The sequence below is a fragment of the Pseudomonas putida genome, assembly GCF_028682175.1.
Lineage (GTDB): Bacteria > Pseudomonadota > Gammaproteobacteria > Pseudomonadales > Pseudomonadaceae > Aquipseudomonas > Aquipseudomonas putida_AD.
The window spans coordinates 138,170-165,138 of record NZ_JANHKS010000005.1 but is presented as its reverse complement, the minus strand read 5'-3'; the positions used below and the strand labels follow the sequence as shown (position 1 = coordinate 165,138).

At 63.1% G+C, this 26,969-nt stretch carries 22 protein-coding genes; 8 read left to right on the top strand and 14 right to left on the bottom strand.

Features of this window, described 5'->3' with window-relative positions:
* Positions 1 to 29: 29 nt before the first annotated feature.
* Positions 30 to 1,226 (bottom strand): amino acid aminotransferase, encoded by a 1,197-nt coding sequence (locus tag NPS29_RS06025; RefSeq protein ID WP_274131342.1) that lies wholly within the window; start codon positions 1,224 to 1,226, stop codon positions 30 to 32.
* Between the two features lie 338 nt (positions 1,227 to 1,564).
* Here NPS29_RS06025 and uvrB point away from each other — a divergent pair, with 338 nt between their 5' ends.
* Positions 1,565 to 3,580 carry an excinuclease ABC subunit UvrB gene (gene uvrB / locus NPS29_RS06020; RefSeq protein ID WP_274131341.1) on the top strand — a complete coding sequence of 672 codons (2,016 nt, stop codon included), beginning with the start codon at positions 1,565 to 1,567 and terminating at the stop codon, positions 3,578 to 3,580.
* Positions 3,581 to 3,708: 128 nt separating this feature from the next.
* On the opposite strand, the gene NPS29_RS06015 is transcribed toward uvrB, so the two are convergent.
* The 3 genes from NPS29_RS06015 to NPS29_RS06005 form a co-directional block, all read right to left on the bottom strand.
* Entirely contained in the window at positions 3,709 to 6,180 is a 2,472-nt protein-coding gene (locus NPS29_RS06015; RefSeq protein ID WP_425312450.1) for a TonB-dependent siderophore receptor, read from the bottom strand.
* Between the two features lie 87 nt (positions 6,181 to 6,267).
* On the bottom strand, positions 6,268 to 7,242 hold the full coding sequence (locus NPS29_RS06010; RefSeq protein ID WP_274131340.1) for a FecR domain-containing protein: 975 nt from the start codon (positions 7,240 to 7,242) through the stop codon (positions 6,268 to 6,270).
* On the bottom strand, positions 7,239 to 7,769 hold the full coding sequence (locus tag NPS29_RS06005; protein WP_274131339.1) for a sigma-70 family RNA polymerase sigma factor: 531 nt from the start codon (positions 7,767 to 7,769) through the stop codon (positions 7,239 to 7,241). Before NPS29_RS06005 ends, NPS29_RS06010 begins: the two co-directional genes overlap by 4 nt.
* A 131-nt stretch (positions 7,770 to 7,900) precedes the next feature.
* Here NPS29_RS06005 and NPS29_RS06000 point away from each other — a divergent pair, with 131 nt between their 5' ends.
* Entirely contained in the window at positions 7,901 to 8,413 is a 513-nt protein-coding gene (locus tag NPS29_RS06000) for a GNAT family N-acetyltransferase (RefSeq protein ID WP_274131338.1), read from the top strand.
* Positions 8,414 to 8,655: 242 nt separating this feature from the next.
* On the opposite strand, the gene NPS29_RS05995 is transcribed toward NPS29_RS06000, so the two are convergent.
* A complete protein-coding gene (locus tag NPS29_RS05995) occupies positions 8,656 to 9,060 on the bottom strand; it encodes a RidA family protein (RefSeq protein ID WP_274131337.1) in 405 nt (134 codons plus the stop codon).
* 148 nt (positions 9,061 to 9,208) lie between these two features.
* Between NPS29_RS05995 and NPS29_RS05990 the strand changes: the two genes are divergently transcribed.
* On the top strand, positions 9,209 to 10,132 hold the full coding sequence (locus NPS29_RS05990) for a LysR family transcriptional regulator (protein ID WP_274131336.1): 924 nt from the start codon (positions 9,209 to 9,211) through the stop codon (positions 10,130 to 10,132).
* 184 nt (positions 10,133 to 10,316) lie between these two features.
* Positions 10,317 to 12,509, top strand: a complete 2,193-nt coding sequence (locus tag NPS29_RS05985) for a TonB-dependent receptor (protein ID WP_274131335.1) — start codon at positions 10,317 to 10,319, stop codon at positions 12,507 to 12,509.
* Positions 12,510 to 12,557: 48 nt separating this feature from the next.
* Here the strand turns inward: NPS29_RS05985 and NPS29_RS05980 are convergent, their stop codons facing one another.
* Together NPS29_RS05980 and NPS29_RS05975 are read right to left on the bottom strand one after the other, a co-directional pair.
* Positions 12,558 to 13,442: an NmrA family NAD(P)-binding protein gene (locus NPS29_RS05980; protein WP_274131334.1), complete on the bottom strand. Its 885-nt coding sequence runs from the start codon at positions 13,440 to 13,442 to the stop codon at positions 12,558 to 12,560.
* A 45-nt stretch (positions 13,443 to 13,487) separates the two neighbouring features.
* Positions 13,488 to 14,129 (bottom strand): HD domain-containing protein, encoded by a 642-nt coding sequence (locus NPS29_RS05975; RefSeq protein ID WP_274131333.1) that lies wholly within the window; start codon positions 14,127 to 14,129, stop codon positions 13,488 to 13,490.
* Between the two features lie 115 nt (positions 14,130 to 14,244).
* Between NPS29_RS05975 and NPS29_RS05970 the strand changes: the two genes are divergently transcribed.
* On the top strand, positions 14,245 to 15,270 hold the full coding sequence (locus NPS29_RS05970) for a GlxA family transcriptional regulator (protein WP_274131332.1): 1,026 nt from the start codon (positions 14,245 to 14,247) through the stop codon (positions 15,268 to 15,270).
* A gap of 122 nt (positions 15,271 to 15,392) precedes the next feature.
* Here NPS29_RS05970 and NPS29_RS05965 read toward each other — a convergent pair whose 3' ends face one another.
* Entirely contained in the window at positions 15,393 to 16,163 is a 771-nt protein-coding gene (locus NPS29_RS05965; RefSeq protein ID WP_274131331.1) for a class I SAM-dependent methyltransferase, read from the bottom strand.
* 249 nt (positions 16,164 to 16,412) lie between these two features.
* On the opposite strand from NPS29_RS05965, the gene NPS29_RS05960 reads away from it, so the two are divergent.
* Positions 16,413 to 16,688: a DUF2790 domain-containing protein gene (locus NPS29_RS05960; RefSeq protein ID WP_274131330.1), complete on the top strand. Its 276-nt coding sequence runs from the start codon at positions 16,413 to 16,415 to the stop codon at positions 16,686 to 16,688.
* A gap of 62 nt (positions 16,689 to 16,750) precedes the next feature.
* Here NPS29_RS05960 and NPS29_RS05955 read toward each other — a convergent pair whose 3' ends face one another.
* From NPS29_RS05955 to NPS29_RS05940, 4 genes are all read right to left on the bottom strand, one after another.
* A complete protein-coding gene (locus NPS29_RS05955; RefSeq protein WP_274131329.1) occupies positions 16,751 to 17,689 on the bottom strand; it encodes a LysR family transcriptional regulator in 939 nt (312 codons plus the stop codon).
* A 185-nt stretch (positions 17,690 to 17,874) separates the two neighbouring features.
* Positions 17,875 to 19,329: an efflux transporter outer membrane subunit gene (locus NPS29_RS05950; RefSeq protein WP_274131328.1), complete on the bottom strand. Its 1,455-nt coding sequence runs from the start codon at positions 19,327 to 19,329 to the stop codon at positions 17,875 to 17,877.
* A 19-nt stretch (positions 19,330 to 19,348) separates the two neighbouring features.
* Positions 19,349 to 20,848, bottom strand: a complete 1,500-nt coding sequence (locus tag NPS29_RS05945) for a DHA2 family efflux MFS transporter permease subunit (protein ID WP_274131327.1) — start codon at positions 20,846 to 20,848, stop codon at positions 19,349 to 19,351.
* Positions 20,845 to 21,990, bottom strand: coding sequence for an HlyD family secretion protein (locus NPS29_RS05940; protein WP_274131326.1), 1,146 nt, complete (start codon positions 21,988 to 21,990; stop codon positions 20,845 to 20,847). The genes NPS29_RS05945 and NPS29_RS05940 overlap by 4 nt, the downstream gene beginning before the upstream one ends.
* A 308-nt stretch (positions 21,991 to 22,298) precedes the next feature.
* On the opposite strand from NPS29_RS05940, the gene NPS29_RS05935 reads away from it, so the two are divergent.
* A complete protein-coding gene (locus NPS29_RS05935; RefSeq protein ID WP_274131428.1) occupies positions 22,299 to 22,922 on the top strand; it encodes a TetR/AcrR family transcriptional regulator in 624 nt (207 codons plus the stop codon).
* Positions 22,915 to 23,442: a G/U mismatch-specific DNA glycosylase gene (gene mug, locus NPS29_RS05930; protein ID WP_274131426.1), complete on the top strand. Its 528-nt coding sequence runs from the start codon at positions 22,915 to 22,917 to the stop codon at positions 23,440 to 23,442. Before NPS29_RS05935 ends, mug begins: the two co-directional genes overlap by 8 nt.
* Here the strand turns inward: mug and NPS29_RS05925 are convergent.
* Both NPS29_RS05925 and NPS29_RS05920 read right to left on the bottom strand, forming a co-directional pair.
* Complete coding sequence (locus tag NPS29_RS05925) at positions 23,436 to 24,326, bottom strand: phosphate/phosphite/phosphonate ABC transporter substrate-binding protein (RefSeq protein ID WP_274131325.1); 891 nt, start codon at positions 24,324 to 24,326, stop codon at positions 23,436 to 23,438. The genes mug and NPS29_RS05925 overlap by 7 nt on opposite strands.
* Positions 24,314 to 26,671, bottom strand: a complete 2,358-nt coding sequence (locus tag NPS29_RS05920) for a bifunctional diguanylate cyclase/phosphodiesterase (RefSeq protein WP_274131324.1) — start codon at positions 26,669 to 26,671, stop codon at positions 24,314 to 24,316. Before NPS29_RS05920 ends, NPS29_RS05925 begins: the two co-directional genes overlap by 13 nt.
* Positions 26,672 to 26,969 lie beyond the last annotated feature (298 nt).

Here is a 26,969-nt window from a genome sequence, read left to right as displayed (position 1 = left end):
ATCATCAAACGATCATAAACGGCGGGTGCTTAGATAACCGCCAGGATCGCCTTGGTCACTGCGTCGATGTTGCTCTTGTTCAACGCAGCCACGCAGATGCGGCCGGTGTCCAGTGCGTAGATGCCGAACTCGTCGCGCAGGCGGTGGACCTGTTCGGTGGTCAGGCCCGAGTAGGAGAACATGCCGCGCTGGCGAGCGACGAAGCTGAAGTCCTGACCGGCTGCGTTGTTGGCCAGGCGGTTGGTCATCTCTTCACGCATACCCTTGATCCGCACACGCATTTCGGCCAGTTCGTCTTCCCACTTCTGACGCAACTGCGGGCTGTTCAGCACGGCGGCGACGATGGTTGCACCGTGGGTCGGCGGGTTGGAGTAGTTGGTGCGGATCACGCGCTTGACCTGGGACAGCACACGCGCGGTTTCTTCTTTCGAGTCGGTGACGATGGACAGCGCACCGACACGCTCGCCGTACAGCGAGAACGACTTGGAGAAGGAGCTGGAGGCGAAGAAGGTCAGGCCCGAATCGGCGAACAGGCGAACGGCGGCGGCGTCTTCGTCGATGCCGTCGCCAAAGCCCTGGTAGGCCATGTCCAGGAACGGCACGTGACCTTTGGCTTTCAGGACTTCGAGGACTTTTTTCCAGTCTTCGATCGTCAGGTCCACGCCGGTCGGGTTGTGGCAGCAGGCGTGTAGCACGACGATGGAGCCGGACGGCAGGTTCTGCAGGTCTTCGAGCATGCCGACGCGGTTCACGTCATGGGTGGCGGCGTCGTAGTAGCGGTAGTTCTGCACCGGGAAGCCCGCGGTTTCGAACAGGGCGCGGTGGTTTTCCCAGCTCGGGTCGCTGATGGCCACGACGGCGTTGGGCGACAGTTGCTTGAGGAAGTCAGCGCCGATCTTCAGGGCACCAGTGCCACCGACGGCCTGCACGGTCATCACGCGGCCCGACGCCAGCAGTGGCGACTCGGCACCGAACAGCAGGGTTTGCACGGCCTTGTCATAGGCGGCGATGCCGTCGATAGGCAGGTAGCCACGGGGCACGTGTTGAGCGACACGAATTTCCTCTGCTTCGGCAACGGCACGCAGCAGCGGGATTTTCCCTTCTTCGTTGCTGTAAACGCCTACACCCAGGTTGACCTTGGTGGTACGGGTATCGGCGTTGAATGCTTCGTTGAGGCCCAGGATAGGATCGCGTGGTGCCATTTCGACAGCGGAAAACAGGCTCATTTTTGCGGCGGCTCTGAATAGGGAGTGAATGGGTTGCATCGCTCCGGCCGAATGCACTAGAGCGGTGCACAAACGGGGAGTCAGTATAGAGAGCATCGTGGGCGGGGGCGACAGGCGCGGGCAGGTTTTTTCCGGGTTTTTCCGATTTATTTCGACCATTAGTCATGTCTTGGGGACTAATCACTCAAGAGCGGCTTGAAAGCTGGCGTTATGGACTCCATTTGTAGTCCCATTACTTCTCTATACGTGCGTCTTTTCCTTTGACGGGATCAGTCGTCCGCGCTCATTTCGCGCCCGCCGGGCATTTCACCCGGCACAGGCGAACACAGGGGTCTGCTATGTCCGAGTTTCAGCTCGTTACCCGTTTTGCGCCGGCTGGCGACCAGCCCGAAGCGATCCGGCAGATGGTCGAAGGGATCGAGGCCGGTCTGTCGCACCAGACCCTGCTCGGCGTGACCGGCTCGGGCAAGACCTTCAGCATCGCCAACGTGATCCAGCAGGTGCAGCGCCCGACCCTGGTGCTGGCGCCGAACAAGACCCTGGCCGCGCAGTTGTATGGCGAGTTCAAGGCGTTCTTCCCCAACAACGCGGTCGAATACTTCGTCTCCTACTACGACTACTACCAGCCCGAAGCCTATGTGCCGTCTTCGGACACCTTCATCGAGAAGGATGCCTCGATCAACGACCACATCGAACAGATGCGCCTGTCGGCGACCAAGGCGCTGCTGGAGCGCAAGGACGCGATCATCGTCACCACGGTGTCGTGCATCTACGGTCTGGGCAGCCCGGAAACCTATCTGCGCATGGTCCTGCACGTGGACCGGGGCGACAAACTCGACCAGCGCGCCTTGCTGCGCCGCCTGGCTGACTTGCAGTACACCCGCAACGACATGGACTTCGCCCGCGCCACCTTCCGCGTGCGGGGCGATGTGATCGACATCTTTCCGGCCGAATCGGACCTGGAAGCCATTCGCATCGAGCTGTTCGACGATGAAGTGGAAAGCCTGTCGGCGTTCGACCCGCTCACCGGCGAGGTCATCCGCAAGCTGCCGCGCTTCACCTTCTACCCCAAGAGCCACTACGTGACCCCCCGGGAAACGCTGCTCGATGCCATGGAAGGGATCAAGGTCGAGCTGCAAGAGCGTCTGGAATACCTGCGCGGCGCGAACAAGCTGGTGGAAGCCCAGCGCCTTGAGCAGCGCACCCGGTTCGACCTGGAGATGATTCTGGAGCTGGGCTACTGCAACGGCATCGAGAACTACTCGCGCTACCTGTCCGGTCGCCCGGCCGGCGCGCCGCCACCGACCCTCTACGACTACCTGCCGCCGGACGCGCTGCTGGTGATCGACGAATCCCACGTCAGCGTGCCGCAGGTCGGCGCCATGTACAAAGGCGACCGCTCGCGCAAGGAAACCCTGGTCGAATATGGCTTCCGCCTGCCCTCGGCGCTGGACAACCGGCCGATGCGTTTCGATGAATGGGAAAGCGTCAGCCCGCAGACCATTTTCGTCTCCGCTACGCCCGGCCCCTATGAAGGCGAGCACGCGGGCAGGGTGGTGGAGCAGGTGGTGCGCCCGACCGGCCTGGTGGACCCGCAGATCGAAATCCGCCCCGCGCTGACCCAGGTCGATGACTTGCTCTCGGAGATCAAGAAACGTGTCGATCTGGAAGAGCGGGTGCTGGTCACCACCCTGACCAAGCGCATGTCCGAAGACCTCACCGACTACCTGGCCGACCACGGCGTGCGCGTGCGTTACCTGCACTCGGACATCGACACCGTGGAGCGGGTCGAGATCATCCGCGACCTGCGCCTGGGCACCTTCGATGTGCTGGTGGGGATCAACCTGCTGCGCGAAGGCCTGGACATGCCGGAAGTGTCGCTGGTGGCGATTCTGGACGCCGACAAGGAAGGCTTCCTGCGTTCCGAGCGCTCGCTGATCCAGACCATCGGCCGCGCCGCGCGTAACCTCAATGGCCGGGCGATTCTCTACGCCGACAACATGACCGGCTCCATGGAGCGGGCGATTGGCGAGACCGAGCGCCGTCGCGACAAACAGATTGCCTTCAACCTGGCCAATGGCATCACCCCCAAGGGCGTGGTCAAGGACATCACCGACATCATGGAAGGCGCCACCGTGCCCGGCTCGCGCAGCAAGAAGCGCAAGGGCATGGCCAAGGCCGCCGAGGAAAGCGCCAAGTACGAGGCCGAACTGCGCTCGCCGAGCGAGATCAACAAGCGCATCCGTCAGATGGAAGAGAAGATGTACCAACTGGCCCGCGATCTGGAGTTCGAAGCCGCCGCGCAGACCCGCGACGAAATCGCCAAGCTGCGTGAGCGGTTGCTGGCGGTTTGAAGCGAAGAGCTCAATGATCAACGCGTTCCGTAGCAGTCCGGCTTGCCGGCGACAGCGCTCTCCATGACGCCGTCGCCGGCATCGGAACGCCGCCCGGCCGGACTGCTACAGAGTGAATTGTTGCCGGATCAGAAATCCCAGCGGCTGGTAAGCATCAGGTTGCGCGGCTCGCCGTAGTAGCTGGTGTCGAAATTCCCCAGGCCGCTGAGGTAGCGCTTGTCCAGCACGTTGTTGGCGTTGACCGTAAAGCTCAGGTGCTCGTTGTACTGGTAGCGGCTCATCAGATCGACCAGGCTGTAGCCGCCTTGCCTGATGCGGGTGTAGTCGCCTGCGGCGTTGCTGTAGATCTGACCGTAGAAGCCGCTCTGCCAGCTGATCCCGCCGCCGACCGTGACCTTGTCCAGCGCGCCGGGCAGGCGATAGCTGGTGAAGACCCGTGCCACGTGTTCCGGCTTGGTGGTAGTCAGCGGGTAGCCGAAGATGCGCTGATCGTCGGCGTCGCGGGTGCGGGCGTAGGTGTAGCCCGCCGACATATTCCAGCCCTCGAGGATTTCCCCGGCCAGCTCCAGTTCCACGCCCTTGGTGGTCGCGCCGTCGATGGCCTTGTAGATGCCTTCGTTGGTCACGGGGTTGGTGCCGATGGATTCGGCGACGTTGTCCTGTTCGATGCGGAACAGCGCAAGGCTGGCGTTGACCCGGCCATCCAGGTACGCCGCCTTGATCCCGGTTTCATAGGCGTTGCCTTCCATCGGCGCCAGGGTCGAGCCGTTGGCATCCTTGTAGACCTGCGGCTGGTAGATCGAGGTGTAGCTGGCGTACACCGAGTAGGTGTCGTCCAGGTCATACACCACCCCGGCGTAGGGTGTGAACACCCCGTGTTCCTTGTAACTGGCGTGGGTGTCATCGATGCCGCTGCCGGGGTTGTAGCGGTAGTCCTCGTTGTATTTGAAGGTGCTCAGGCGTCCGCCCAGGATCAGCGACAGATCGTCGGTCGGGCGCAGGCGCGTGGCCAGGTACACACCGTTCTGGCTCTGGGTGCGTTCGTACTTGCCGTTCTTGGGGAAGTCCTGTTCGGCCAGGTGGCCGTCCCAGTTGAAGATGCTGCCTGGGACTTCGCTGAAGGCCGAGGTGTCGAAGGTGGCGCCGGTCTGGCGAGAGTGCGAGGCCATGACCCCGGCAACCAGTTCATGCTCGCGACCGCCCAGGGTGAAAGGGCCCGAGACGTTGATGTCGGCGGTGTTCTGCACCCGGTGACCTTCCCAGCGCCCCCAGTACAGGAACATCCCCTCGCCGGTGAGCGGGTCCGGGTTGCCGCCGCTGGCCGAGGCCAGGCGGGTGTCGTGGTCGGTGGTTTTCTGGTCCAGGCTGAGCTTGAGTTTCCAGTCGTTGGCCAGCGTCTGTTCAAGGTTGGCGAAGTAGGCCAGCGAGTCGAAGTCGCGACGGCTCCAGTCGGCGCCGGGGTTGAAGCTGCGGGAGAAATTTGTGCGTGTGCCGTCGGCGTAGTACACCGGGTTGCCGGTCCAGGTCGAGCCACGCGGCGTCACGCTTTGTTGATCGATGCCAAAGGTGACAGTGGTGTCGGGCGTCAGATCGGCTTCGAGTACGCCGTAGAACAGGTCTTTCTTCTGCGAGTAGTGGTCCTGGTAGGAGTGGCGGTCCTGGTAGGCACCGACGACTCGGCCGCGCACGCTGCCGCTGTCGTTGAGCGATCCGGATACATCGGCCTCGGTGCGGTAGGCATCCCAGGAACCGACGCTGCCGCTGACCGAGGCCTTGAAGTCGCGGGTGGGTTTCTTGCGCACCAGGTTGACCGTGGCCGAGGGATCGCCCGAACCGGTCATCAACCCCGTGGCACCCTTGATGACCTCCACGCGGTCGATGGTCGCCATGTCCACGTGGGTGGTGCCTTCGTCGTACACCCCGTCATAGATGGTGTTGACGCCGTCGTACTGGTAGTTGGTGATGGCAAACCCCCGCGCCGAATATTCCATTCGCTCGCTGTCGTAGGCCTGGCGAGAGATACCGGGGGTGTTGCGCAATACGTCGCCGATGTCCTGGGCGCCGTGGTCATCGAGTTGCTGGCGAGTCACGACGGTCACCGATTGCGGCGTTTCGCGCAGGGTCAGCGGCAGTTTGGTCGCGGTGGTCGTCGCCCCGGTGGTGTAGGAGCCCGTGCCTTCGGTTGTCAGCCCCAGCGCCATGCCGGAGATGGACGTGGCTTGCAGTTGCATGGCCGAAGAGTCGGCAGCGCGCTGGAAGCTGTAGCGTCCATCGGGCAAACGCACGGCGACGATCTGGCTGCCTTGCAGCAGTAACTGCAGGGCGCTTTCGGCGCTGTAGTCACCCTTGACCGGGTGGCTCATGCGGCCTGCGACCACGTCCTCCGGGAACGACAGCAACAGCCGCGCCTGCTGGCCGAACTGATTGAGCGCGCTGGCCAGCGGCGCTGCCGGAATGTCGTAGTGGCTGATGCTGCTGTCTTCGGCCAGCGCCCAGCCCGGCAGGGTAATGGTGGCCATCGCCGCACAGACCTGAGCGATGCCGCTGATTGCCGAGAGGGAGGAGGGAGCCAGAAGCGATGAAGTGTGGCGCGAGTGCATGGGTTGCCGTTTCCTTTCGAATGCTGATGTCTGGCCTATGAGTCTCGCCAGATTTCGAAACGGCTCATCGCGGGCGCACTTTATTTTCTAGGCGGTGCGTTCGGGGCGGCGCAGCTTCACCCACAGCCGGGTAAATCGCTGTACCTCAAGCTTGAGGGTGTCGGCCACCGCGTCGATGACCTGATCGCTGTCGGCCAATGGGTAGGTACCCCAGACGCGCAATCGGGCCAGGGTCGGGTCGCAACTCAGGTGGCCGTAGCGATAACGCGCCAGGTCTTGCAGAAACGCTTCCAGCGGCTGGCCGTGGGCGACGATCATGCCCTCGGTCCATGGCGCCGAAGCTTGTTCAAGCGGGTGGCGCTCAAGCAGTGCATGGGGGGAGAAGCGTGCCTGCTGGCCCTGATCGAGCAGGGTGGTGTCCCGGCCCAGGCCTGTGCTGACCTGCAGCGACCCTTTGTAGACCGACAGCAATGTGCTGCCGTTGTCGAACAGCCGGGTGCTGAACTGCGCGGATGCCGCTTTCGCCTCAATGCCGGCTGCGCGCATCAGCAGCCCGGCGGTGGCACGGGTGTCGATCAGTACTTCGCCGCGCAGCAGGTCTATCTGCCACTGGTTGTTGCGCTGCTGCACGTCGATGGCGGTGCGCGTGTTGAGGGCAAGCTCGATTTCACTGCTTAAGGCCACTTTGCGCTGTTCGCCGACACCGGTGCTGTAGTCCGCAGTAAAGCGCTGGGCCAGGGCTGTGTCTCGCGCCGTCCAGGCCGTGGCGCCGGCGGCCAGTAGCAGCCCCAGACTCTTGATCGCCCGACGTCGGCTGATGCCTGAGTGGCTGGGCGCCAGCAATGCGCGCTTGGCCAGCCCGGAATCGCCGGCCTGACGGAACGCCTGCATCTGCCCGGCCAACGCCTCAGCCCGTTGCCAGGCGATGTCGTGAAGACGGGTTTCATTGCGCCAACGGTGGAACGCCGCCAATGTTCGTGGATCGACGTCAAGGGAATGAATCTCCAGCCACCACTCCATGGCTTTTTCGCACACCTCCAGGGGCAGCGTTTCCTGGGTCATGACCAGGCTGGCTCTGAGCAGGCCGATGCAGGCGAGGCAATCATCAGGCAACGCGCCCCGGCCTTGACGATGTGCCGCTTGACCGTGGCAATCGAGATGCCCAGACGCTCGGCGATTTCACCATGGCTCAGGCCGTCCAGTTGCGACCAGAGAAACGCCTGGCGAACTGGAACGTCCAGCTGCGAGAGGGCTTCGTCCAGTTGCACCAGGGTTTCGAACAGGATCAGTTGCGTGGCCAGGTCCGGCACCAGCGCTTGCGGGTCGTCTTGCAGGGCTTGCAGATACGCCTTCTCCAGCCGTGCCCGACGGTAGTGATTGGACAGCACACTGCGCGCGACCTTGGCCAGGAACGGCCGAGGCTCGCGGACTTCCAGCACGTCCTCTGTCAGCAGCAGACGCATGAACGTGTCCTGCATCAGGTCGGCAGCGCGCTGCGAGCAGTCCAACTGACGGAACAGCCAACTGCGCAGCCAGCGATGCTGCTGCTCGTAGAGGGCGGTGAGTTGTGCGGAATTGGGCGAGGCCATGGAGGCGGGTACACAGATGACGGTAAATGAGATTCGATATCATATGCGAGTTGCTTTCGTCACGGCAAATGCTGACGACCCGACCGCACCCGCTATACAGTGCGAGGCATGCACGCCTGAGGGAGACAGCAATGCCCAGAACCACCGAGCGATTGACCCTGCGAGCGCCGACTCAGGACGATCTCGCCAGCCTGTTCGCGATCTACGGCGATCCGCAGACCAACCGCTTCAACCCATCAGGACCGCTGACGCGCATCGAACAGGCGCAGTCGCTGCTCGATGGCTGGCTGGCGCACTGGCAGAGCAAAGGATATGGGCAATGGGCAATCGCCACCCGCGAGTCGCCCCTTGAGTTGATCGGTTTTGGCGGCATCGACGCGCGCAAGTACCTGAAGGTCGAGCGGCTGAACCTGGGTTACCGCTTCGCGGTGCAGGCCTGGGGGCAGGGCTTTGCAACCGAACTGAGCCAGGCGGCGCTTGAATACGGCTTCATCGAACTTCAAGTGCCCGAGATCTATGCCGTGGTCCGACCCGCCCACCAAGCCTCGATCCGCGTGCTGGAGAAAGTCGGCATGCAACGCATCGACACCCTGGACGACGTACCGGGGCAGGCGCCGAGCCTGGTGTATCGCGCAAGACCATAGGCATGCAGGGTTCCATGTTTTTCGGCGTTCACAAAACCGTAGGAGCGCGCTTGCCCGCGACTGCGGTGTGTCTGCCCACTATTTGTGTCTGACACACCGCGGTCGCGGGCAAGCGCGCTCCTACAGATGCACCCCCCACCCGTAGCAGTCCGGCTTGCCGGCGTCGGCGATCTTAAGGACGCCCCCGCCGGCAAGCCGTGCTGCTACGGGGTTTGTGTCTTCTTACCTCCCGCATGTCGCGGTCAGGCTGCGGCTCTTTCCGGCAATTTCGCAATCACCTTGATCTCGAAATCATACCCATACAACCAGGTCACCCCCACAGCCGTCACCGTCGGGTAGGGCGCCTGGCCCCAGAACTCCTGCAGCACCCCCCAGATCTCCTCGAACCGCACCTGCGGATCGACCATAAACACCGTCACATCAATCACATCGTCAAAGGTACAACCCGCCTCGTGCAAAATCGCATTCAGATTGCTGAACGCCCGGCGTACCTGAGCCTTGAGTTCGGGCTCCGGCGAGCCATCTTCACGGCTGCCGACCTGCCCGGAAACGAACAACAGCCCATTGGATCTGATCGCCGGCGAATAGCGATTGCGTTCGTAAAGCGCCTGGCGGCCAGGCGGGAAAACAACGTCGCGAACAGTCATGTGAAGCCTCCATCAAGGGATCGAATAAAGACGATGGAGCCACTCTAAAGGGCTTGCGCCGGGCGGATAAACGAGCAACTGTGTTCAGCACTGTTTGCGTTTTCCAAACAATCATTGGCAAACAATCCCCTTCAATTTCGGAGTCGTCATGGACCGTTTCGACGCGATGCAGGCCTTCGTCCGGGTGGTTGAAACCGGCAGCTTCACCAAGGCCGCGACCACGCTGCACATGAGCAAGACCAGCGTCACCCAGTTGATCCAGCAACTGGAAGCGCGCCTGCGGGTCAGGCTGCTCAACCGCACCACGCGCAAGGTCAACGTCACCGCCGACGGCGCGGCCTATTACGAGCGTGCAGTGCGGGTGCTGGCAGATGTCGACGACGCCGAAACCAGCCTCTCCAGCGCCTCCGTCGTGCCGCGTGGGCGCCTGCGGGTGGACGTGCCCAGTCCGTTTGCGCGAACCATACTGATCCCTGGCCTCCCGGATTTTCACGCCCGCTACCCCGATATCCAGATCGATCTGGGCGTGAGCGATCGCCGGGTCGACCTGATCGGGGAGAACGTCGATTGCGTGGTGCGCGGTGGCGAACTGACCGATCAATCGCTGATGGCCCGCCGCATCGGCGACCTGCAACTGGGTGTCTACGCCTCGCCGGATTACCTGCAAAGGGCTGGAACGCCAGCGCATCCCCGTGATCTGGAAAACTCCCATCACCGCATCGTCGGCTACCGCTGGGCACGCACCGGCAAGCTGTTCCCGATGGCCATGCAGCGCGACGACGAAACCCTGCAGGTGCAGGGCCGCCCGGTGCTGACGGTCGACGACGGCAATGCCTACATCACTGCGGGCATAGCCGGCATGGGCGTGCTCTGGCTGCCCAGGTACATGGCGACAGAGGCCCTTGAGCGCGGCGAACTGGTGCGGCTCTTCGAGGACTGGCAACTGGATGTGATGCCGATGTTCCTGGCGTACCCGCCCAACCGCCACATCAGCCTCAAGTTGCGGGTGTTCATTGATTGGGTGGTTGAGTTGATGGAACGCCATGAGTCAGTCATCACCAAGCCTTCGTGAGCTGTCAGAAGCCTCTGGATCAAGCGTTGCAGGCATCCCTCGCGAATGTCGGAAAATGTGAAAAAATTGTAAACAGGTGATAACAATTTGCAATTACATCTGGTAATGTCCGCGCCTGATAATGAGTCGCATTGCCAGGGAGGCAGCCATCATCCTCCTTAAGTTCGCGCAGGTGATTCGCTCCATGATGTTCCCGTCACGTCCTACGTTGCTCGCAATCTGCTGTTCCCTGAGCGTTGCCGCTCACGCCGCCGATACCCTCGAACTCGGCGCCACTGACGTCAACGCAGACGCCATCAAGACCAACTCCAACACGCTGCCCGAAGCCTTCGCCGGCGGTCAGGTGGCCCGTGGCGGGCAGATGGGCGTGCTGGGCAACCAGGACAACATGAACGTACCGTTCACCATGACCAGCTACACCTCCAGGCTGATCGAGGACCAGCAGGCCGAAGACGTGGGCGACGTACTGCTCAACGACCCATCGGTGCGCCAGTCCTACGGCTTCGGCAACCAGTCCCAGGTATTCGTGATTCGCGGCCTGCCGCTCAGCGGCGACGACATTTCCTACAACGGCCTGTACGGCGTGTTGCCGCGCCAGATCCTCTCCACCGATGCCGTGGAGCGCGTGGAAGTGTTCAAGGGACCGAACGCTTTCATCAACGGCGTCAGCCCCACCGGCAGCGGTCTGGGCGGCGGCGTCAACCTGCAGCCCAAGCGCGCGGGCGATACGCCGATTCGGCGGTACACCCAGGACATCACGACCGATGGCCGCATTGGCGAACACCTGGACCTGGGGCAGCGCTTCGGTGAGGACAATCGCTTCGGCGCGCGGCTCAACCTCAGCCAGCGCGAAGGCGAGACGGCCATCCATGACGAAGACCAGCGCACCAAGCTGTTCGTCGCGGGTCTGGATTACCGTGGCGACAACTTCCGCGTGTCCACCGACTTCGGCTACCAGAAGCAGCGCATCAACGGCCTGCGCAACACCGTGCAACTGGGCACGGCTACAGAGATCCCGACCGCGCCCCATGCCGGCCACAACTACGGTCAGGACTGGACTTACACCGAGACCGAAGACACCTTCGGCATGATGCGCGGTGACTGGGACCTCTCCGATAGCTGGACGGCCTACCTGGCCGGTGGCGCCAAGCACACTCGGGAAACCGGCGTGTACGGCACGCCGACGCTGGTGGGCAACAGCGGCCTGGCGACTGTCGGTGGCTCCGAGATTCCGCACAACGAAGACAACACCACCTTCGCCGCAGGCCTGAACGGTCGCCTGCAAACCGGCCCGGTCAGTCATCAGATCGCGATCGGCGCCTCGACCATCTGGACCCAGCAGGAAAACGCCTACACCTTCTATCGCTCGACCACGGGGAACACCAACATCTACAACACCCCGAACTTGCCCAAGCCGACGGCGGTGTCGTTGACCGGCGGCGACATGGGTGATCCTGGCGTCACCGGCAAGACCCGCAACCGCAGCCTGGCGATTTCCGACACTGTGGGGCTGTTCGACGACAGCCTGTTGTTGACGTACGGCGTGCGCCGCCAGCAGTTGCGCGTCGAAAACTATTCCTACGAGGGCACCACCAACGCAGGCAGGCCATACGGCAACAACGACGGCAGCCGCACCTCGCTGTACGACGAATCCATCACCACGCCGGTGTACGGCATCGTCTACAAGCCGACCGACACTGTCTCGCTCTACGCCAACCGCATCGAGGGCCTGGCCCAGGGGCCGGTGGCGTCCGGTACCAACATCACCAACCTGGGCGAAGCCTTCCCGCCGGGCCGCACCAAGCAGCTGGAAGCCGGGATCAAGCTGGACATGCAGACCTTCGGCGCCAACCTGGGCGTGTTCCGCATCGAAAAACCTACCGATGGTTACGTCGACGCCACCCGCGCCCTGTACGTGCGGGACGGCGAGCAGGTCAACAAGGGCATCGAGCTGAGCGTGTTCGGCGAGCCTGTCGAAGGCCTGCGCCTGATGGCGGGCGGCACCCGCATGACGTCGGAACTGAAAAAGACCGCGGGCGGCACCAACGACGGCAACCATGCCATCGGCGTGCCGACCTTCCAGCTCAACGCCAGTGTCGACTGGGACATTCCGGGGCTTGAAGGCGCAGCACTCAGCGCACGCATGCTGCGCACCGGCGGCCAGTACGCCGATCAGGCCAACAACCTCAGCCTGCCGACGTGGAACCGCTTCGATGCAGGCGCCCGGTACAAGTTCAAGGTCGACCAGAAGGACCTGACCCTGCGGGTGAACGTGGAAAACATCACCGACAAGAACTACTGGGCCTCGGCCAACGGCGGCTACCTGAGCCAGGGCGACCCGCGCCTGGTGAAGTTCTCCGGCACCATCGATTTCTGATCCCGCCCCACCACCTGCAGGCCGCTGGCCTGCGGGTGTCTTGCTGTGTTACCCGAATACTTCGCGGTTAGCCTCGACGAATGCTCGTACCGTTTGCGGCGCCTTGCCTGTGATGCGCTCGATGGGGCTTTCTTCACCATCGGCCCCGACAAAGATACCGTTCTGGTAATCCACCGCCACCTCCAGAAAATGCTGGATCAGGAACGCCGGCAGGCCATAGGACTCAAGGTTTTCGCGATACTGCTCAAGTGTCGACGGGGTATAGGTGATGGTGCGGCCCAGCACTGCGCTGAGTTCCTCGGCGATCTGCTTGTAATCCATTTCCACCGGCCCGAACAGCGGGTAAGTCTTGCCGATGTGCGGTTGCGGATCGCTCAGCACGGCGGCAATCAGCCGGGCCTGGTCTTCAGCGGCAATCGGCGCGTGGCGGCCGGCGCCGTAGGGCAGGGTGATGCGGTTGTCCTTGACGATGTGATCGCTCACCCACGGGAAGGTCAGCCACTCGCTGAAGAAGGTCGGGCGAATGTGCACGGTCGGCACGCCGGACCAGTCCAGCACCCGCTCGGCGATCCAGTGGTCGCGGGCGGCATGGCTTTTCGAGTCTTCGCGGGCGGAGATTTGCGACATTTCGATCACCACTTCCACACCGGCGCGGCGTGCAGCGTCGGCAAAATAGGCGGTGGCCTGGATGTAACCGGGGCTCACCGGGAAACACAGGTAGGCGCCGTTTACGCCCTGCATGGCCTGGATGACATCGTCGTGTTCGAGCAGGTCACCGACGAAGATTTCCGCACCCAGTTCGCGCAGTGCCGCGCTGCGCGCGTCTTCCTTATGGACGAAGGCGCGCACGGCATGCCCGGCGTCGAGCAGGTGGCGAACGGTGTGGACACCGGTTTTGCCGGTGGCGGCGGTGATGAGGTATTTGCGCTGCATGAGTGAATCTCCAGTAAGCGGGCGAGAAGAGCCGTGAGTAATCGGTCAGCTGTCGAAGGGGGCGTTGTCGATCAGGTCGCAGACATTAGGGCAGTCGAAGCCGTGGATGTGCCGGCGAGCGACGTCGCCAAGGCCGGTACCGATGGCCGTGTGCGGCTTCTTGCGCGCCACCTCGGCCACGGCCTGGGTGAACGCTGCCTTCATGCCCAGGCGTGGGTACAACGCCAGGGTGTCGTCGATCAGCGAGGGGGTGATTTCGTCGATGAACAGGCCCATGACATCAACGTGTGCGCCCATGAAAATCAGGGCGATTTCCGCCTGCTTGCGGTCGGCAATGCCGGCACTTGAGTGCAGGGCGATGGCGTCCCAGACCAGTTGCGCCTTGGCGTCGGCATAGCCGTTGTCGAGCAGGAAGCGGCTGGCGGCGTCGGCGCCATCGACTTCGAAGCGCTGGTCGGCGGCAAACGCCTCGGTCAGCCCCAGGTCGTGCATCAGCGCGGCGAGGTAGACCACTTCGCGGTCGTATTTGAAGCCGCGTTTCTGGCCGAGAAAATCTGCGAACCACCAGGTGCGATGAACGTGATTGAGCAACGCAGGTGAGTGAACGCGCTGGACCAGTGACGCAGCCTTGCGGGTCAGTTCCGAATCCGGGGCCTTGAGGCCGCCGAGGGTGATGAGAGTGCTCATGGCAAGGTTCCGGTGAGAGGAGATGTCTCCAATCTAAGGATTTGCCGTTGTCATAATTGACTATTTTCAGTCGATTAGTGACAAGATGCGTTTTCCATCCTCCCCGGAGCCGACCATGAACACGCCAACCCGCACGCGCCGCGCGAGCCATCCGCAAAGAAGGGTGGTGATCCTGGGCCTGCCACCAGTGGACGCACTGGATGTGATCGGCCCGGCAGAGGTGTTCGCCGTCGCCAACCGGTCAAGTGACGGTGCTGAGCCCTATCGCCTTGAGCTCATCTCTGCCTCGGCCGAAGTCCAGTTGCAAAGCGCCACCGGCATTGCGCTGATGGCCCACAAGACCCTCGCCCAGGAGCGGCTGGATGACCTGCCCATCGATACCCTGATCGTCGCCACCGGCTGGGACCCGGACAGGGTGCTGGACCCCGAGGTGCTGGCCTGGATCGGGCAGCGCGCAGGCCAGATCCGCCGTGTGTGTTCGATCTGCGTGGCGGCCTTCGCGCTGGCCGGGGCAGGGTTGCTGGACGGGCGCCGCGCAACCACCCACTGGGGCGTCGCGCAGGCGCTGGCCGAGCGCTTCCCCAAGGTGCTGGTGGATGCCGATCCGATCTGGATCAAGGATGGCAACGTCTATACCTCGGCGGGGATCTCGGCGGGTGTCGATCTGGCGCTGGCACTGGTGAGCGAGGACCTGGGCGACCGCATCGCGCTGCAAATCGCCAGGCATCTGGTGCTGTTCCTGCGTCGTCCGGGCGGCCAGGCGCAGTTCAGCGCCACCCTGCAATCCCAGCACGCCACCGATTCGGCGCTCCTGGCATTGTGCTTGTGGATTGGTGAGCATCTGCAGGCGGACATCACCGTCGAGCTGCTGGCCGACCGCATGTCCACCAGTGTCAGGACCTTGATCCGCATGTTCCAGCGGGACCTGAATACCACGCCAGCCAAGTATGTCGAGGACGTGCGGCTTGGGGCGGCGCGCCGTGCGTTCGAGCTGGGGGAACGCTCGGTGGAGGAGGTGGCACGGCGCTGTGGATATGGCAGCGTCGATGTGTTGCGCAAGGTGTTCGTCCGGCGGCTGGGCGTGACACCTCGGGAATACGCGATGCGCTTCGCGCCGGTCAGGTCTCAGGCCTGGGCTTAGCGGCTGCTATCGGCAGCCCCATATCCCTGTGGGAGCGGGCTAGCCCGCGAAGGCGTCGGTCCTGACATTGATGATCTCTGACCCACTGCCTTCGCGGGCAAGCCCGCTCCCACAGGTATCGGTTAACCCGCTCTTCGGCACACATACGCCTGGGTCTGGTACGGGAAGTCGATGCTGTCGCGGCCTCGCAGGGCCGGGTGGGTGTGGATCAGCTCGTGCAGTTGCTCGGTCACCCGTGCCTTGTCGGCGTCCGGCAAGGCGGCGATGAAACTCACTGACAGGAAGCGGTTCATGATGACCGTCTCGGCAGGCCCCGTATGGCTGTACGGCAGGCAGGTCACTTGTGGCTGCGAGAACAGTTTTCCATCGAACGGACGTCGCCACTCGCCAGTGTGAAAGCGCGGGGTGTCGCCTTCATACGGGGTGATGATGCGCGTGATCTCGGCGACCCAGTCCACCGATTCATCGCGCACGTTCCACACCAGCCCCAGCCGTCCACCGGGTTTGAGTACTCGATGAATCTGCGCCAGTGCTGCGCTGTTGGCGAACCAGTGAAAGGCCTGGGCGCAGAGCACCGCGTCCACCGTGCCATCGGCCAGGGGAATGTCCTGTGCGGTGCCTTCCAGAACCTTGACGCCGGGCAGCGCCTGGGCAAATTCCAGGCGCATCGCCTCCACAGGCTCGATGCCGATCACTTCCTGGGCCAGTGGCACCAGCAGGCGGCTGAACTTGCCGGTGCCCGCTCCCAGATCGGCCACCACCGATTGCCCGTCGATGCCCAGGGTGTCGGCCAGCCAGTTGCTGATTTCCTGCGGATAGTCCGGGCGGCCCTGGGTGTAAGTCCCGGCCTGGGTCGAAAACCCCACTTGAGCGGCTTTGTGAACGAGCGTCATCGTCGGCGATCCTCCGTGCGGAAAAAATGGCCAAGGGATTATGCGCCAGATTCCCCTGAGTCGAGCACGCGATCCTGCATGGGATTTATGGCGAATTCGTCAACAGTCTTTGTCGGGTTGCTGGCTATTTGAGGCAAGCACAAGTGCCTAGTATCGCTCTCAACGGCGCTGCAAACACATCAAGTTCGAAGTGGCGCTCCGCAAGCACCGACACTTAAGTCTCAACTTTCCAGCGATAAGGTGAATGAAATGAGCTTCTCGAAAATTGCACTGTTCCTGGTCATGGGCGGCATGTTCGCACCGGCATTTGCCGACGCCGCGCACACCGCTGAAACTGCCGAAAAACCTGCGGCTGAAACCTACACGTACCAGACCAGGCTGGACATCAAGAAAGTCATCGAGATGACCGATATCTCCGATGCCTGCGGCGGCCCGCTGCCGGTGCGGATGACCTACGAGGACTCCCAGGGGCAGCGTCACACCGTTGAATATCAGGTCATGGGTACCGGTTGCTCGAACGGTTGATCCAGGTGGGCACGATGGAGGGTCGACACTCCATACCGGCCACGACTCACTAAACAGTTCACTCAACGCTTTCTGCCAGACCCCGCCACTTTTTCATCGGCTGCCAGCCGATCGGGAATAGAACTTTTCAGAAACTCGACCCAGGTCTTTATCTTGGCATCGACGAACTTTCTCGACGGGTAGATCGCATAAAGATTCAACTCTTCCAGATGGTAATCCGGCAATACCCTGAGCAAAGTCCCCGCCTTCAATCCCTCCACGGCCGATGCAATCGGTTGTACGCCTATTCCCATTCCGTTCTTTATCGCGATGGTCATGCCGTCTGCGGTATTCAGGTGCAGTGGCGACACCGGCACGTTGACGTTCTGCACGCCCTGCGGCCCATCGAATGACCAGCATTCAGCCGGCATCACCGTGTTGACGATGCGCAGGCAGTCATGGGTGGCCAGTTCATCGGGCGTACCCGGCACGCCGCGCTTGCTCAGGTAAGCCGGCGAGGCACACAGGATGCTGTAGGTGATGCCCAGGCGTTGGGCCACGAAGCCTGAGTCGGGCAGGTCCCGGGCCAGTACGATGGACATGTCGTAGCCTTCTTCGAGCAAGTCGGGGACGCGGTTGGTCAGCGTCAGGTCGAACATCACCGTCGGGTGGATTTCCCGGTAGGCGGCAATCGCGTTGATCACGTAATGGTTGCCGATGGCTGACATGCTGTGGATCTTCAGCCGCCCCGAGGGTTTGACGTGGGCGGTGCCGGCTTCTTCATCGGCTTCGCGCAACTGATCGATGATCTGCTCGCAGCGTTGCAGGTATCGGATGCCTGCTTCAGTGAGGGCCAGGCGGCGGGTGGTGCGGTTGATCAAGCGGGTTTGCAGACGCGCTTCAAGGCTTGAGACGGCTTTGGAAACGTTGGTCGTGGTGGTGTCGAGCAGCGCCGCTGCCGCTGTGAAGCTGCCGCTCTGGGCGACGGCGATGAAGCAACGCATGGTCTGGAAAGTGTCCATCGTTCTGGCCTTGGAAGGTGAGGGGCGATACGTGGAAGTCTGGGATGCCGGTAAATCTTAGCCTGCCCCGAACCCGTAGCAGCACGGCTTGCTGGCGGGGGCGATCTCAAGGCCGCCCCCGCCGGCAAGCCGTGCTGCTACGGGATTGATGGTGCGCCTGCCGGCGTGGCGTTGTTGGGATTGACTCAACGGCTGGCGTTGCGCTTGTCGAACACACCGACCGAGTTGCCGCCCAGTGCCACGAACAGGCGTACGGTGTCCAGGTACTGGGCCGTTTTCACGCGGATCTGCCCCAGCAACGCCTGTTCATAGGCGCGTTCGGCTTCCAGCACTTGCAAGACGCTGCTCTCGCCCTGGGCGTAGGCCTGTTGATTCAGGCGCAGGCTGGTCTGGGCCGAGCGCAGGGCGTCGTCCTGAGCCTGGAACTGCTCGGCGTCATGGTTGATGGCCTGCAGCGTGTCGGCGACCTGGCCGAACGAGGTAATGACCGTTTGCTGGTAACCGGCGAGGGTGGCCTTGTAGCCGTCGACCGCTGCCTGACGCTCTGCCTCAAGGGTGCCGCCGCTGAAGATCGGCGCAGTCAGCCCGGCGGCCAACCCCCACAGCGCGGCACCGCCGTTGCCTGAGGCCGACTGCAGCAGCGCCGCCGACAGTTCGACGTGGGGATACAGGTTGGCCGTCGCGATACCGATGTCGGCGCTGGCCATGTGCAGTTGCGCTTCGGCCTGCCGAATGTCCGGGCGATTGTGTGCGGTTTCCGACGGCAGGCTGACAGGCACGCTGTCCGGCAGGGTCAGCCCGCTGAACGCGAACTCCGGCGCGCTCCAGTCGCCCGGGCCTTTGCCGGTCAGAATCGCCATGGCATGGCGCGCCGCATCACGCTGTTGGGCCAGCGGCGGCAGCAGGGTACGGTCCTGGGCCAGGCGGGTTTCGGCCAGCGACACGTCGATTTGCGTGGTGGTGCCACTGGCCTGGGCCATGCGCACCAGCTTGAGGTTCTTTTCGTCATTGGCCAGCAGGTCGGTGACGGCGGCCATCTGCGCGTTGGCGGACGCGATCAGGATCGCCTGGCTGGCGACATTGCCGGTCAAGGTCAGGTAGGCGGCCTCGAAGCGATGCTTCTGCAACTCGGCGAACGCAGCCTGCTTTTCGACCTGACGCTTGTTGCCGCCAGACACGTCCAGATCGAAGCTCACCCGCGGCCCGATGGCATAGAAATTATCGACCGAGGTCTGCGGCCCGTTATGGGTCTTCTGCCTGCCACCCTGGGCGGCAACATCCACTTGTGGATACAACACGCCTTCTGCGGCGGCCACCGACGAGGCAGCCTGGCGAATCGTCGCATCGGCCGCCACCAGTTCAAGGTTGCCGTCTATCGCGCGGCGCACCACCTGGTCGAGTTTTGGCGACTTGAAGCTCGACCACCAGTCGCCGGTCACGGCCTTGCCTGGCTCGATGCGCTGGGTGGCATTGCTTGCAAGGCTGTTTTCGGCCTGTTGGTCGTAGTGCTGCGAGGTGCTCGGCTCAGGCTGCACGAAGTCGGGGCCGACGGTGCAGGCCGAGAGAAGCATGAACAGCGACAGGGCGCCGAAGCGGGTGTGGAAGGGTGGTCTGTTGGCGAAAAAGGTAGTGAAGTTCATGGGGCACACTCCAGGCGAATCAGTTGGTCGAACCGGGTTTGCGAAGAAAGACAACCAGCGGAAGTACCACCACCATGGCCAGCATCAGGATCTTGAACTGGTCAACCACGGCGATGAAGGCCGCCTGGCCGGTGAGCATTTCATTCAGGTGCGCGATGCCTTGCAGCGGCGTCGACGCCGTCAGCGAATGCAGGGTGGCGTTGGAAGGCCGCAGATGACTGGCCAGCGCCACATGCATCGCTTGGGTGTTGTTGTAGAAATACGTCTGCACGATGGCGATGCCCAGCGTGCTGCCGTACACCCGCGACAGGTTGAAAAACCCTGTGCCTTCCGGGCGAAATTTCGGGTCAAGGGTGCTGAATGCCATCTTGCTGATGGCCGGCATCAGGATGCCCATGCCCACGCCCTGGATGAACCCGGCCAGGGCCACGGGCGTCCAGTCCATGAGCGGCGAATAGCCGAGCATCGAGCTATTGGCGTAGATCACGACCAGCATGCCGACCACGATCACCAGGCGGTTATCAATGGACGCCGGAATACGGCTGGCCAACAGAAACGCGCCGACCAGGCCCACCCCGCGAGGAATGGTCATGTAGCCGGTCAGGATCGGCGGGTAGCCGAGAATCTCGTCGAGCATCGGTGAGGTCAGCGCCAGGGTCGGCAACAACACGAAACCGAAGGCGAAGAACATGATGGTCGAGAGCACGAAGTTGCGATCGCGAAACAGATGCTTGCCGAGAAAGTGCGTCTTGGCCGTAAAGATGTGGGTCAGGAACAGGTAGAAGGCCAGTGCCGACACCAGCGCTTCGATGCAGATTTCCCTCGATTCGAACCACTCCATGCGCTCACCCCGGTCGAGCAGGATTTGCAGGGCGATCACTGCGGTGGTGAAGGTCGCGTAGCCAAAGAAGTCGAACGCGGGCGTCGCGCCTGCCGGTTTTTTCTCAAGGCAGCAGGCAACCACCAGGGCGATCAGCGCGGCCAGCGGCATGCTCAGGTACGACAGCGCATGCCAGCCGTGATACTCGACCACCAGCCCGCCAATGGCAGGGCCGGTCACGATGCCCAGCAAGACCATGGCGCCGTAGGTCACGCCGAACTTGGGCCGGACCGCCGCAGGCAAGGTTTCCAGGGCAATGCCCATCGACAGCGGGGCGATGATCCCGGCGGCGATGCCCTGCACGATCCGCGCGCCCATGTACTGCTCGGGGGTGATGGCGCAGGTCGCCAGCCACAGGCCGAGGACGAACAGCAGCAGTGAGGCCTGATAAACCTGCTTCAAGCCAAAGCGGGCCGCCAGCCAGCCGGCAACCGGCATGCTGATGGCCGTGGCGGCCAGGTAGGAGGTGAAGATCCAGCCTGCCTGATCGTCGGTCATCGAGGTGCCAGCCTGGATGAATCGCAGCGCGGCGTTGGGCAGCGAGACGTTCATCGACTGGATGTAAGTGGCGAGCAGCGCCGCGTAGCGCAACGGGCGCGCCCCGGACAGCGCCGGCCAGGCCGCAGTGGCGGCGTTCATCGACTGGCACTCATGAAGGTCTTGAACGGCGTCCACCAGGCGGTGCTGACCCCGGTATCGACCCTGACCGTGGCGCTGATGCCCGAGTACAGCGGGTGTTCGGCGTCAATCGCATCCAGCTCCAGCCGCACCGGTACACGCTGCACCACCTTGACCCAGTTGCCGGTGGCGTTTTCCGGAGGCAGCAGGGAGAAGTCCGAGCCGGCGCCAGGGCTCATGCTGACCACGTGGGCCTTGAACACCTGCCCTGGGTAGGTATCGATGCTGATGTCGGCGGACTGGCCGACGCGCATGTGGGTGACTTCGGTTTCGCGGAAGTTGGCTTCCACCCAGATGTGCCTGTCCGATAGCAGGGCGAAGGTCGGCGCACCGTTGTTGACGAAGTTGCCGACCTGCAGGTCGTCGACCTTGGCCACGATGCCGTCTTCCGGCGCATAGACGGTGGCGTAGGACAGCCACAGCTTCGCTTCATCGAGTTGGGCGCGGGCTTCGCGAACACTGGGGTGGCTGTCGACCTCGACGTTGGCGTCGCCGTTCAGGGCCACGACGGTGTTGGCGATCTGTTGCTCGATGGAGACGATGCGCTGGCGGGACACCTTGAGGTCGGTTTCGGCGCGCTCGAAGACGGCTCGGGACACGAAATCGGTAGCGACCAGGGCTTTCTTGCGGCTGAACTCTTTCTGGTCGAAATCCGCCTGTTCCCGCGCCGACTGCAATTCGGCCTGCTGCTGGCGATAGCTGGCCTTGAGGCTGTCGATGCGCAGGCGCGCCACGCTCAACTGGGCGTCGGCGCGGTTCACCGCGATCTGGAACGGCTCGGGATTGATGCGGTACAGCATCTGGCCCTTGCGCACCCACTGATTGTCTTCAACCGAGATCTCCACCACCTGGCCGGACACCCGGGCGTTGATCGCGGTCTTGGCGATCCGGGCGTAGGCGTTGTCGGTGGAAACGATGGTCGCCGTGGCACTGTAGTGGGCAATGCCGACGACCGCCGCCATCAGCGGCACGCCGATCATCAGCCAGGGGCGCAGTTTTGCCTTCAACGGTTTCTGCGCCGGGGCAGCCGGGGTCATCGCCGGCGAGGCAGCGCCCGGTTGCGCGGTGGCGGGGGTTGCTGTCGTGTCGAACTGTCTGGTCATGATCCAATTCACCTGTTAGCCGGGTAGCCGGGTACGTTCCAGCCGAGGCTGGAGGCCCTGATGTCATTGAGGGTTGTGAGGACTTGAGCCGGGTCTGACTGGCCAGGTTCTGCGGCCAGTCAAGCCTCTCTCACTGAAAACAGACCTGGGTGTGGAGGGTGGCTCCAGCTCACCTGTTTCGCTGCCGTGACACTCGGATCGAGCCCGGCGGCTTCTTTTGCAGAATCAGAAATTTCTGGTTTCTGATTTTTGTGCGATGGTGTAAGAATATGACCACTTCCATTCCGCTGCAAGGGTTTTTATACGACATGGCACAAAAAAAGATCGAGGGTGCCAAAGGCCGCGGCCGACCTCGCGCCTACGACCCTGAAACCGCGCTGAACCAGGCCCTCGGGGTGTTCTGGAGCACCGGGTTCTCGGGCTCGTCACTGGACAGCATCGCCGCAGCGGCGGGGATGAATCGCCCGAGCCTGTATGCGGCGTTCGGCGACAAGCACGCGCTGTACCTCAAGGCACTGGAGCAATACTGGGATCAGGCAGCCGCCGACATGCACCTGGCCCTGACCAGCCCTGACCTCACCTTGCAACAGGCGCTGATGCGTTTCTACGAGGGACAATTGTCGATCTACTATTCCGGCGAAGGCCAGCCGCGGGGTTGCTTCGCCATCGGCACCGCGACGGCCGAGGCGGTGGAGCACGCCGAGATTCGCGAGTTGCTGGCGGATCGGTTGAGCAGGCTCGATCGGGATCTGGAAGCACGCCTGCGCACGGCGGTCCAGGCTGGTGAACTGAACGCAGACGCCGATCCTGCGGCGCTGGCGGTGCTGGCTTCGGCCATGCTGCACAGCATTTCCATCCGCGCCCGGGCTGGCAAGCCCCGTGAGGAGCTGACCGAACTTGCGCGCAGTGCGGTCAATGTCATCTGTGGCTGAAGGTCTGCAAGACATCATCGCCGGGCAGCTCGATGTGCTGTTCTGCGGTATCAATCCCGGCATGACAGCGGCGGCGCAAGGGCACCATTTTGCAGGCCGGGGCAACCGCTTCTGGCGCACCCTGCACCTTGCCGGATTCACCCCCGATGAGCTGCGCCCGGAGGACGATCACCGGATCCTGCAATACCGCTGTGGCTTGACCGCCGTGGTGGATCGCCCGACCGCACGTGCCGACCAACTGTCGCAGCAAGAATTCAAACTGGCGGCTGCTGGATTCGAGCGCAAGATCGAACGCTACGCCCCGCGCTTCGTGGCGTTTCTGGGCAAGGCGGCGTACGCCGGATTAACCGGTCGCAAGGACCTGGCCTGGGGGCGCCAGGCGGCGACATTCGGCCATCCACGGGTGTGGATCCTGCCCAGCCCGAGCGGGCGCAACCTGGCGTTTTCCCAGGAGCAACTGGTCAGTGCGTATCGCCAGTTGTACCTGGCGACCCTCGGTGAAGGTGACGCCGCTCACTGAGCCGCAGGCGCTGCCTGCATCTTGCCCAGCAGCGGCGCGTAGGCGGCGTGATCCACCGGCACGATCCCGGACGCTTCCTGTGACTTGAGGAACTGCGCCAGGCCCGCCTGATCGTTGAGCATGGCGTTGCGCACCTGTTCCTTGATCGCCGGGCACAGGGTGCCGCTGAACACGAACGGGTCGTAGTAGATCGGCTCCGAGCGCCACAGCACCTTGAAGGTGTCGCGCGAGATCAGGCCGTTGGTCAGGTACTCGTCGGCCCTGACGCTGGACACGAAGGCGGCGTCCACCTTGCGCGCCAACAGCGCGTCCAGGGATTTGTCATGGGAGCCCGCATAGACGATCGAGCCGAAAAACTGCCCCAGCGGCTCGCCCAGCAGTGCCGAGAACTCGGCGTTGGGCACCACGCTGCCGGAAGTGCTGGCCGGATCGGTCAGGGCCACGCGCTTGCCGCGCAGGTCGGGGATGGCCTTGGCGGTTTCGCTGCGCACCAGTAACAGCGCCTGATAGTGATGCCCGGCGGGGGTGAAGAAGCCGTGGCTGATGGTCAGGCTGGCGAAGGGTTCGATGCGCGGGTCACGCTGGTGGGCGATGACATAGGACGCAGGCCCCAGCCAGGCGATATCGACGCCGCCGGAAACGATGGCATCGACCACGCTTTCATAGGACGAGGAGGGCACGATTTCCACCGGAATGCCGGTGGCGCGGGTCAGCCGTTCGGTCAGCGACCGATGCTCCTTGAGCAGTTCTTCCATGCTCTTTTTCGGGATCACGGCGATGCGCAGGCTGTGCTGGGTGCAGGCGGCGTCAACGCCTTCTGCCGCCACCACCGCGTTGAACATCAAGACTGCCAGCAGCAGGAATAAACGTTTTACGGCACGCATACTTTCTGGGCCACATCCGTGTAGGTCGTAGGGGACGCCGCCGCGTTGGCGAAGGGCGGATATTCGGTCAGTTGCGCCGCCGACAGCGGCCGGCTGAAGTGGTACCCCTGCGCAACATCGCAACCAGCCAGCTTCAGGCACACCACCTGCTCCCGGGTTTCCACGCCCTCGGCCACCACTTCCAGCCCCAGGCGCTTGGCCAGGATGATGGTGGAGGAGACGATGGGGCTGTCATCCGGGCTGTTGGACAGCGGCGCGATCAGCGTGCGGTCGATTTTCAGCTTGGTCAGCGGCAGCGATTGCAGGTGGGCGAAGCCGGCGTAACCCTTGCCGAAGTCGTCCAGGCTGATGTTCATGCCGGCCTCGCGCAGCCGACGCAGGTGCTCGATGGCCCGGCCTTCCTGATCCAGAAGGGTGGTCTCGGTGATTTCCAGTTCCATGTCATGGGGGGCCAGGCCATGGTGCGTCAGCTTGGCCAGCACCCGGTCGCTGAAATCAGCCTGGTGCAGTTGCAGCGCCGAGACGTTCACCGCCAGACGCAGCGTCCGCCCTTCGGAGCGCCACAGGGCCAGGGTTTCGCAGGCCAAGCGCAGCACTTCCCAGCCCAGGGCGATGATGAAGCCGCTGCGCTCGGCCAGGGAGATGAAACGATCCGGGTACAGCAGGCCGAATTCGGGGTGCTCCCAGCGCACCAGCGCCTCGTAACCGTCCACCAGCATGGTGTCCAGGCGGACCTGCGGCTGGTAATGCAGGACGAACTGACGCTCGCGCAACGCGCTGCCGAAGGCCTGTTCAAGAATGAATTCCTCGACGTCGGCAACGTTCAGCGACGGGTCGAAGAAACGATACTGCCCACGGCCTGCGCGTTTGGCCGAATACATGGCGGCGTCGGCGCTGCGGATCAGGTCTTCGACATCCTGGCCGTCCCGCGGGCAGATGCTCACGCCCACGCTGGGGCTGGTGGTCAGTTCGTGCTCGTTGAGCGAGTAGATCGCCGAGAGTTTCTGCACCAGCGCGCGAACCCAGGCATCGATCTGCTCCTCGGTACGTTCACCGGCCAGCAGCACCACGAATTCGTCGCCGCCAAAGCGTGCGGCCTCGTCGTCCGGCTCCAGCATCCGTTTGATCCGGCCCGCGACCGCTTGCAGGAGCATGTCGCCGACCTTGTGGCCGAGGGAATCGTTGATCGATTTGAAACGGTCCATGTCGATGAACAGAATCGCCATCAGCCGGCGTTTGCCGCGCTGGGACGACAGCGTGCGCGCAGCGACTTCCAGAAACTGCCGACGATTGTGCAGGCCGCTCAGATGATCGGTGGCGGCGGCGTGACTGCTGCGGCGGTGCTCTTCTTCCAGCCGGCCGATCAGCCCTTGGTTGAGTTGCTGGGCCTGCTCCAATGCGTTGAAGGCTTCCTGACGCTTGCGCAACACGCGCAGGGTCCAGACCAGGCTGCCGAGAATCAGCAGCGTCATGCACAGGTTCAGCCACAGCTGGCGCTGATAGGTCAGGCGCGAGGAGGCGAGGATTTCATCCAAGGACTGGCTCACCACCACACTGAAGCCACGCTGCGGCACGCGCAGGTACATGCTCTGGAACAGGGCATCGCCAGCCTGCTGGGTGAGCGCGCCGTTGTTTTCACCATCGCTTGCAAGCTCCGGCGCAAGCGGGGTGCCAGACACCACCACGCCGCTGTTGTTGATGCGCAGGCGTTCATGCCCCTCGCCGTCGAGCAGGCGCATCATGCCGCTCTGGCCCAGGTCGATGTGCTCGAACAAGGCTGCGATGTAACCCACGTCCAGTTGCACCACCAGCACACTGTTGCGACTGCCGGTGGCGGAATCCACCAGCGGCAGCAGAAACGGCAGCCGCCAGTTAGGCATCAGCGTGTTGTTTTGCCCAGGCGACAGGCCCGGCAGCAGCGCCTTGAAACCGTAGCGCTGCTCGTGGGCCTGCAACTGATCGAGCCACTGCGCCGGCAGTTGATGGGGCTCATCCAGATGGCTGGCGGACACCAGGCTGCCGTCGTTCTCGTACAGGCTCATGCGTTTGAACACCGGATCCTCGGCGAGCATGCGCACCAGCCCGCGATGGCGCTGGCCCAGGTCCTCCATGTCACCGCGCGTGACCCGGCCGATGGCCTGGGCACGGTCCACCAGTTGACGCAGGTTTTCTGCGGCGATGGTCGCAAGATTCAGGTGCTCGGCGGCCTTGGCGGCCAGCGCTTCATGGCGCGAGGTGGCTTTCTGCTGGAAATACAGCGCCCAGAGAAACACCAGCGTCGCGGCGCAGAGCGTCATGAGCAACACTTGAAGAAAGCTTAAGGAGGAGAAAGATCGGCGGATCACTGCTGGAATTTCCTGCCGCAAAGTGATGGCAGAATAATACTGCTTTGTGACTGATTCATGACCGGTCGATGTCTCGCCCGCATCACCACTGTTTGTAGAAGCGCGCTTGCCCGCGACCGCGGTGGGTCAGCAACCAGATTCATCACAGGCAGATCGCAATCACGGGCAAGCGCGCTCCTACGTGCATTGATAAGCGTCATGCATCAATCGATGAAAACATAGCACTTATCGTTTCAAATTGTGTCCAGCAAACTCCAGCCCATAAAAAGCGCCGCAAGGCACGTCAACAAGATCGCTG